Below are 8,589 nucleotides of genomic sequence, written 5' to 3'. Positions count from 1 at the left end.
GAGCGCCGCTCCGATCCCGCCGCTGCTGCCGATCACCAGTACCCGCATGACACGCGCTCCTGCTCCGCTGCCCCTGAAACGCAGGAGACGCGCCGTCGGATCACATTTCCGGGCAATTCAGATGGACGTACCGCCCTCGCCGGCCACGCCGCAACTCCACCGGCGGACGCGGTATCCGGGATGCTCCACCTGCCAGCGGGCGATTTCGGCCTGGCCCATGGTTACGCAGGCCATCACGGAGACATCTCGGGCATCGTAAAGCAGCGACACATCGTGGCAGCCGCCGCCACTGGCAAGACACACCGACACCAGAAGTTCGATCATCGCGGAGTCCTCCTTCCGCTCTGCGGCCCCGACCCCGATGGCGACAGGATCACCCAGGGAAGTGAACAGAAGATGGCCGTTCCGCGCAAGTTCCGTGGCGGGGCGCGTCAGACTGCCGCCTCGACGGCTGCGACGATCTCGCCCACCACCGCTGCCAGCAGGCCTTCGTCCTCACATTCCGCCATCACGCGGATCAGGGGTTCCGTGCCGGACTTGCGGATCAGGAGGCGGCCGGAGCTTTGCAGCCGAACTTCGGCTTCGGCAATCGCTTTACGAACATTTTCAGACGAAAGCGGCTCCTTTCCGATTGAATATCTGACATTCTTCAACATCTGCGGGACAATTTCGAACTGATGGACAAGGTCGGAGGCGCGCCTGCCCTCCTCCACCATCGCCGCGAGGAAGTGGAGCGATGCCAGAAGTCCGTCGCCGGTCGTGGCGTAATCCGTCATCACGATGTGGCCGGACTGCTCGCCGCCGAGGTTGAACCCGCCCTCGCGCATCTTCTCGACGACGTAGCGGTCACCGACCGCCGCGCGTTCGAGGCGCAGGCCCCGTGAAGAAAGAAAGCGCTCGAGACCGAGGTTGGACATGACGCTGGCGACGAGCGTGCGGTGGCGCAACCGGTCCTCGGCCGCCCATCGCGCCGCCAGAAGCGCCATGATCTGATCGCCATCGGCCACGCGGCCCTTTTCGTCGATGATCATGACCCGGTCGGCATCGCCATCAAGGCAGATGCCCACATCCGCGCCATGCGCCACGACCGTCTCCGCCGCCAGCCGCGTATCCGTCGAGCCGCATTTCTCGTTGATGTTGAGGCCGTTCGGGCTCACGCCGACGGGAATGATCTCGGCCCCAAGCTCCCACAGCACCTCGGGGGCGGTCTTGTAGGCCGCGCCGTTGGCGCAATCGATCACCACCTTCAACCCTTCGAAACTGCGGCCGGATTGCAGCGTGGACTTCACCCGCTCGGTATAGCGGAAGCGGCCGTCGTCGATCCGCTTGGCGCGGCCGATATTCACCGCCTGGGCGGGCTCAACACCCACATCCACCAGATGCTCGATCTCCAGTTCCGCTTCGTCTGAAAGCTTGAACCCGTCGGGACCAAAGAACTTGATCCCGTTATCGTGGTGGGGATTGTGGCTGGCCGAGATCATCACGCCGACATCGGCGCGGAGCGATGTGGTCAGCATCCCCACCGCGGGCGTCGGCACGGGGCCGAGAAGAAAGACGTTCATGCCGGTCGAGGTGAAACCCGCCGTCAGCGCGTTCTCGAACATGTAGCCCGAGAGGCGCGTATCCTTGCCGATCACCACGCGATGCGCGGCCGAACCGTCACGGCGGAAATATCGCCCCGCCGCCGCCCCCAGGCGCAGCGCCATTTCAGCGGTCATCGGATGGATATTCGCGGTCCCCCGAACGCCGTCGGTGCCGAAAAGCTTCCTGCTCATGGGTCTTCTCCGAACGTCACCGCCTGCCAGAGGCGGAGCGCCTGCTTGGTTTCGACTGTATCATGGACGCGGTGGATCTGCACGCCCTGGGCGACGCCGGCGAGCGTCACGGCGATGGTGCCGGGCCCACGCAGATCGGCCCGGCCCTCCGCCGCGCCGCCGCCATAGGTGCCGATGAAGCGCTTGCGCGAGGCGCCGAGCAGGATCGGCAGCCCGAGTCCGTGAAAGAGCGAGAGCCCGCGCAGGAGCGTCACGTTGTGCGCGGCGGTCTTGCCGAAGCCGATGCCGGGGTCGATGACGATGCGCTCGCGGGCGATGCCCGCGCTCTCGGCCGCCGCGATGCGCGCCACGCACCAGTCGTAGACGTCGAGCAGCACGTTGTCGTAACGCGGGTCGGCCTGCATCGTGGCGGGCGTGCCCTGCGCATGCATCAGGCAGATGGGCGCCTGCCGGGTTGCGACGAGCGGCGCAAGACCGGGATCGTAGGTCAGCGCCGCGACGTCGTTCACCATGTCGGCGCCGGCGTCGAGGGCCGCGAGGGCGACCGCGGCCTTGCGGGTATCGATCGAGACGGGCGTGGGGAGTCCGCCGGCGCGAAACGCCGCGATCACCGGCGCGGTGCGGGCGATTTCGGCCTCGGGGTCGACGTCGGCCGAGCCCGGCCGGGTGCTCTCGCCGCCGATGTCGAGGATGTCGGCCCCGTCCGCAGCCATGGCGCGCGCGCGGGCGAGCGCGTGCTCCGGCGCGAGGAAGCGGCCCCCGTCGGAAAAGCTGTCGGGCGTGACGTTGAGTATCCCCATGAGCCGGGGCCGGTCCAGCGGCAGGCGCGCCAGCGCCGGGCGCGGCGCGGTGAGGCGGGCGAGAAACTCGCCGGGCAGGTCCCGCGCAGCGACGAGGCCCTGCGAGCCGGCGCGGGTCAGATGCTCGGCCCGGTCGAACCAGCACCAGCCCCCGGCAAGGGGCAGCGCGCCGGGCGTGCGGGCGGGATCGGTCATGGCGACAGGGCGGAAGTAGTCCATGCCCGCCTCATGGCGCGGGTCACGCAGGGATGCAAGCGGCGGGCTCAGGCGTAGCGGACCGGCACGCGACAACCCGCCGGGATTGCAACAGCGCCGTGAGCGCCGCCGTGGACGACCAAAGCGTCGGCATCGAGCAGGTCGGCGAGCCAGGCCGCGAGCGCGACTGGCTCCGCCGTGTCGGGCGCGCCGGGCGTGTCGAGGACGAGCTTCGCCGGTGCCCAGACCACGCGCCGTCCGCGTTTCAACGCCCAGTCGAGCTCGGTCCGCGTGGCGACCACCGAAAGCGCCGGGTCCCGCGCGGCGAGCGACCAGGCGGCCTGTTCGAGCGCGAGGAGCGCGACGTGGCGGCGGGCCTCTGAAGTGGCAACCGGCGGCAGTGGCAGGCCCGGCGCCGGTGCCACGACTACGGCGGGCCCCTCGACCCGTGCCGGCAGCACTGGCCGCAGCAGGAGATGCACGGCCGCGCGGGGTCCCTGCCCGGTTTCCCGGGCGGCGGGGGCCGCCGACCGGTCTCGCACGATCTCGACGCCGAGCGCGCCCGGAACCAGGTCGAGCTTCTCGATCCTGAGGAAGACGCGCGCGGCCTGCGGCGCGGCGAGGATGCGCGCGGCGATCCGTTCCGCCAGCGTTTCGAGAAGGTTCAGGCGCTCTGCCGCAAGCTCGGCCGCGATGGCCTCGGTCAGCCGGTCGTAGGAAAGGATCCGGTCCACGTCGTCTTCAGCGCCGGATTCCTGCGCCCCTGCCGGCGCAAGTTCGACGACAACGTTGAAGCGCAGCCTTTGACCATGCCCGCGCTCGTGCTGAAAGGCGCCGATCTCGGCTGTGACGACGTGGTCGCGGAGCGACAGGCGATCGGGCGGGTTCGGGCCTTCCATGGCCCTGGCCCGCGCATCCAGCGCGCCGAAGGCGGGGGATCGGTCGTCGGTCATGCTCGCGCTCCGGCTCGGGTCGGGCCATCATAGCCGGATCGGCCGGGGCCGGAAGGCCACAGACGGCGCAGCAGGCGCCGCCTGCGGCATCAGTTCATCGCGGTCACGATCGGGGCGCGGTAGAAGATGTGGCGGCCGATCTTCGCCGTCTTCTCGAACCGGCGCGACCACGAGGGCCGCACGGCCGGCGTGTGAAAGTAGGTCGCCCCCTCCGTCAGCGCTCGCGGCGCGCCGTCGAGCATCGCCTTCGCGATCTTTCCCGCGCGGATCCAGGCGGCGCGATCGCCGATGCGGTCCGCACGGCCGTCGCAGGTGTAGGAGAACTGGCAACCCCGTCCGTTCGACTGGTTGACCACACCGCAGACCGTCCGCGGAAAACTCGGGTTTTCGACCCGGTTCAGGATCACCTCGGCCACCGCCGCCTGACCGGCGACGCCTTCGCCGCGCGCCTCGAAGTAGAGCGCGGTCGCGAGGCATTCGAAGTCCGCCCCGCCCGTCGCCGCCGGCTGCGACGCAAGCCAGGCTTCGTCGTAGGCGATCTGGCCCCTGGCGGATTTCCCGGCTTTCCTGGTGACGACCGGCGGCGTTACGATCGCCTCAAGGCGATTTCCCGCCACGGCCCCAAGGCCTTCGCGGTCCTGTCCCAGTAGTGCGGTCAGGTTCATCCCGATCGCGGCGCTGGGATCGTTCGACTGGCTTACCGTCATCTCGGCATGCAAGCCTCCGGCGAGGCCTAGGAGCATGACCATGCCCCCGGTCCAGCACTTCAGCACTGACATTTTCCGTTCCCGAATTGCTTCGTCGAGCCACAGCCCCCCAAAGGCAATGACCGGCAGGGCATAACCGAAGCAGGCCGGCACGTCCACCCGCGGGGCGTCGCGGCGGCAGGTCGCCGCCGATCACCCCTATCGTCTCGCTGTGCGCAACAATCGCTTCAGCGGGGCAAAACCGGGCAAAAAGACCTCAATCGCATGAAATCATTTTGCTTTCTTCTCGGAAACCGGATCCGTCAACGCGAAATGCGCGGCCGCAAGTCGCGCCACGGGAACGCGGAATGGCGAACAGGAGACATAATCGAACCCGGATCTGCGACAAAACGCTATGGATGCCGGGTTTCCACCATGTTCGCCGCAGATCGAAAGCGTCACATCATGTCGCGTCTGGCGTCCGCGCGCGCTTCCGATGAGCAACAATTCGCCGACCCCGTCCTCATCCAGGACGTGGAACGGGTCCTCCGGGAAGACACCCTGATTGACGTAATCGCCCATGAAGCGACCGGCATCATCACGCGACAACCCGTAGGTCATCTGGGTCAGATCGTTGGTACCGAAGGAAAGGAAGGCCGCGTGCTGCGCGATCTCGCCCGCGCGGAGCGCGGCCCGCGGCGTCTCGACCATCACGCCCAGACGGTAGGTGAAATCCGCCCCGCTCGCCGTGCGCACAGCCGCGGCGACCGCGTCGACACGGGTCTTGACGAGTTCGACCTCGCGCTTGGCCGAGACGAGCGGGATCATCACCTCGGGCACCACCGACGCGCCGCGCCGGGAGGCCTCGACGGTGGCCTCGAAGATCGCGCGGGCCTGCATCTCGTAGATCTCCGGCACCGTCACGCCGAGCCGGACGCCGCGCATCCCGAGCATCGGGTTGAACTCGGACAGTGCCTCGACCCGGCGGGTCACCTCGCTGAGCGGCCGGTCGAGCGCCTCGGCCAGTTCGCGCATCCCCTCTCGGTCGTGGGGCAGGAATTCATGCAGCGGCGGATCGAAAAGCCGGATGCAGACGGGCAGCCCGGCCATGATGTCGAAAAGCGCGATGAAGTCCGCGCGCTGCATCGGCAAGAGCCGGTCGAGCGCGACCTTCCGGTCCTTCGCCGTGTCGGCGAAGATCATCTCGCGCATGACGGTCAGCCGGTCCTCGTCGAAGAACATGTGTTCGGTCCGGCAAAGGCCGATGCCCTCGGCCTCGAACATGCGCGCGGTGCGGGCGTCGTCAGGCGTGTCCGCGTTGGCGCGCACGCCGATGTCGCGGACGTTGTCGGCCCAGTGCAGGAGCGTCGTGAACCATTCGTCGAGCGCGGGTTCGAGCATCTCGGCAGTCCCGGCGAGCACTTCTCCGTTGGTGCCGTCCACCGTGATGACCTCGCCCTCGCGGAAAGTCCGCCCCGACCGGGTGGTGACGACCCGGTCGCGCAGGTTGAGCGAAAGCTCCGACGCCCCGACGATGCACGGCAGGCCGAGTCCGCGGGCAATGACGGCGGCGTGGCTCGTGATGCCGCCCCGTTCGGTCAGGACCGCGACGGCAGCGTGCATCCCCCGGATGTCCTCGGGCGCGGTCTCGCGCCGGACGAGGATGCAGCGTTCGTCGCGGGCGGCGGCAGCCTGAGCATCGGCCGAAGAGAACACGATCCGGCCCGAGGCAGCGCCCGGGCTCGCGGCGATGCCGCGCGCAACCCGGTCACGCGGCGCGCGCGGGTCCACCTGATAGTGCAGAAGCTCCGACAGCGCACGCGGTTCGACCCTCAGGATAGCCTCGTCGCGGCTGATGATCTTCTCCGTCGCCAGGGTCACCGCGACGCGGACCGAGGCGCGGGACGACCTTTGCACCTTCACGGCATCGATGACCTTGAGCACGCCGTTTTCCAGCGCGAACTCGATCAGCATTTCCTCGCGCAGCCGCTCGCGGCAGGTGCGGCAATGGGCCTGAAGTGCGGCAAAGACCTCGGGCGCGGCTTCCTCGAGCGAGTGCCCGCGGCGGTCCCTCACCAGATAGAGCGTCTCCTCCGCCCTGCGGTTCGCGGGATTGAGGCCGCGGAAGCGCCCGGTCACCTGCGGCGCGCCGGTCACCGGTTCGATAAGCTGGATCGTGCCTGTGCCCGAGAGCCCCGGCCCGACGGCCTGCGCCATTTCCTGCACGACGAGGCCGAGAGCGGCATCGGGCGGCGCGCCCTTCGCCTCGCGCAGGAGACGCGCCGTTGTCCCCTCCCAGGCACGGGCCATCGACCGGAGCACCTCGCCCATCTGCCGGGCAGGCGACTGCGGGAACTCCTCGTCCATCTCGGCTTCATAGGCGGCAAGGGCCGCGGCAAGCGCCTCTGGCGAGGGTTCGGCCGTGAACATGTCGGGGTCGAGCCGCGCGACATGGATGGCATAGGACTGCACAAATCCGAGATAGAGCGCATCTGCGTAGGCCCGGCCGTGCACCTCGGCGATCTCGGCATGTTTCGCGCCGGTCATGCCGACATTCAGGACGGTCGTCGGCCCACCCCAGTGGGGATTGGCCGGCGAGGGCCGGATGGTGACGAGCGCACCGCCGAAGGCGGCAGCAAGCCGCGCCGTGTCCGGCGTCACTCCGGCCGCGATGGCACGCACCGTGTCGGCGGAAAGCGCCACGGTTCTTGGCACCGGCAGGTCAAGCCGGATCAGCCGCTGGAGGCATTTCGCGCGCCAGCCGTGCCGCTCGGCGTCGATCGGCGCCGATGGCGTGATCTCGGTGAATTCTGCGAAAATGCTCTGTTTCTGCACTGCGGCACCGGACTCCTCCGCGGCAGAATACGCGCCGGGCCGAACTTGGCAAGGAAAAGCGCGGTAACGATATGCGTCAGCCGCATGCTTGCACCGTCGCCTCGCTTCGGCCATGACTGGCTGGAACGAAAGGAGTGCGCCATGGCGCTGACGGTCCGCCAACAGGCGAGCTACTGGGGGATCGCGGCGGCGATCCTCTTCGCCCTGCTCTGGGGTCTCGGCAACGTGATCCTGCCCTTCCTCGTGGGCGGCGCCCTGGCCTATTTCCTCGATCCAGTGGCCGACCGTCTGGAACGCATGGGCCTGTCGCGCGTGGTGGCCACGGCCACGATCTCGGCCCTCGCGCTCCTCATCTTCGTGCTTCTGGCGCTTCTGATCGTCCCGATGCTCGTGCGCCAGCTCGTGCAGCTCGTGAACGCCGCGCCAGCGATCTTCGGCGAATTACAGGGCTTCCTGAGCGCGAACTTCCCCTCGATCATGGATCAGGAAAGCGTCCTGCGCGAGACCCTCGCCTCGATCGGCAAGACCATCCAGGCCAGGGGCGGGGAACTTGCGAGCGGGCTGCTGTCGTCGGCGCTGTCGGTGATCAACGCGGTCGTGTTCATCGTCGTCGTGCCGGTGGTGGCGTTCTACCTTCTGCTGGACTGGGACAAGATGGTGGGCAGGATCGATGCGCTCCTGCCGCGTGACCATGCCGAGACCGTCCGCACGATCGCGCGCGACATCGACCGGGTGCTTGCAGGTTTCGTGCGGGGGCAGGTGTCGGTCTGCCTCATCCTCGGCACGTTCTACTCGGTCACGCTGATGCTTGCGGGACTCGACTTCGGCCTGATCGTCGGGGCCATCGCGGGGCTCATTACCTTCATCCCCTATGTCGGCGCGCTGATCGGCGGCGCGCTCGCCATCGGGCTGGCCTTCTTCCAGTTCTGGGGCGACTGGCTCCAGATCGCGCTCATCGCCGGCATCTTCGCAGTGGGTCAGTTCCTCGAAGGCAACATCGTCACGCCAAAGCTTGTCGGCAACTCTGTCGGGCTCCACCCAGTCTGGCTTCTCTTCGCGCTTTCCGCTTTCGGCACGCTCTTCGGGTTTGCCGGGATGCTCGTCGCCGTCCCCGTCGCTGCCGCGCTCGGGGTGCTGGCGCGCTTCGCGATCTCGCAATACCTCGGCAGCCGCCTCTATCGGGGCCTGTCGGGGAGCGATGAGATCTGACATGCCTCGTCAACTCGCCTTCGATCTGCCGGTGCGAACCGCACTGGGACGCGGGGATTTCTTCGTTTCGCCGTCGAATGCGCTGGCCGTCGCGCAAATCGACGGCGGCGGCTGGCCGGAGGGCAAGCTTCTCCTG

The 8,589-nt window shown here is 68.3% G+C and carries 7 protein-coding genes and 1 pseudogene; 2 read left to right on the top strand and 6 right to left on the bottom strand.

The genetic code is table 11. From position 1 onward, the window contains the following. Window positions 1–117 precede the first annotated feature (117 nt). The 6 genes from ACMUOO_RS15350 to ACMUOO_RS15325 all read right to left on the bottom strand — a co-directional run bounded on the left by ACMUOO_RS15350 (window position 118) and on the right by ACMUOO_RS15325 (window position 7,244). On the bottom strand, window positions 118–324 hold the full coding sequence (locus ACMUOO_RS15350; RefSeq protein WP_301919010.1) for a hypothetical protein: 207 nt from the start codon (window positions 322–324) through the stop codon (window positions 118–120). Window positions 325–431: 107 nt separating this feature from the next. After that, window positions 432–1,775, bottom strand: a complete 1,344-nt coding sequence (gene glmM, locus ACMUOO_RS15345; protein WP_301919011.1) for a phosphoglucosamine mutase — start codon at window positions 1,773–1,775, stop codon at window positions 432–434. Then, window positions 1,772–2,794: a dihydropteroate synthase gene (folP, locus tag ACMUOO_RS15340; protein WP_301919012.1), complete on the bottom strand. Its 1,023-nt coding sequence runs from the start codon at window positions 2,792–2,794 to the stop codon at window positions 1,772–1,774. Before folP ends, glmM begins: the two co-directional genes overlap by 4 nt. Before the next feature lie 44 nt (window positions 2,795–2,838). Beyond that, a complete protein-coding gene (locus ACMUOO_RS15335; protein ID WP_301919013.1) occupies window positions 2,839–3,723 on the bottom strand; it encodes a dihydroneopterin aldolase in 885 nt (294 codons plus the stop codon). A gap of 89 nt (window positions 3,724–3,812) precedes the next feature. Further along, complete coding sequence (locus ACMUOO_RS15330; protein WP_301919014.1) at window positions 3,813–4,502, bottom strand: cell wall hydrolase; 690 nt, start codon at window positions 4,500–4,502, stop codon at window positions 3,813–3,815. A 198-nt stretch (window positions 4,503–4,700) separates the two neighbouring features. Next, a complete protein-coding gene (locus tag ACMUOO_RS15325) occupies window positions 4,701–7,244 on the bottom strand; it encodes a putative PEP-binding protein (protein WP_301919015.1) in 2,544 nt (847 codons plus the stop codon). Window positions 7,245–7,385: 141 nt separating this feature from the next. Here ACMUOO_RS15325 and ACMUOO_RS15320 point away from each other — a divergent pair, with 141 nt between their 5' ends. Both ACMUOO_RS15320 and ACMUOO_RS15315 read left to right on the top strand, forming a co-directional pair. After that, entirely contained in the window at window positions 7,386–8,453 is a 1,068-nt protein-coding gene (locus ACMUOO_RS15320) for an AI-2E family transporter (protein WP_301919016.1), read from the top strand. Window position 8,454: 1 nt separating this feature from the next. Then, window positions 8,455–8,589: pseudogene (locus ACMUOO_RS15315) on the top strand (chromosomal replication initiator DnaA); the annotation flags it as partial.

This window comes from Albidovulum sp., from assembly GCF_041919395.1.
GTDB lineage: Bacteria > Pseudomonadota > Alphaproteobacteria > Rhodobacterales > Rhodobacteraceae > Albidovulum.
The sequence above is the reverse complement of the archived record's forward strand: the minus strand, read 5'-3'. Positions and strand labels throughout refer to the sequence as shown.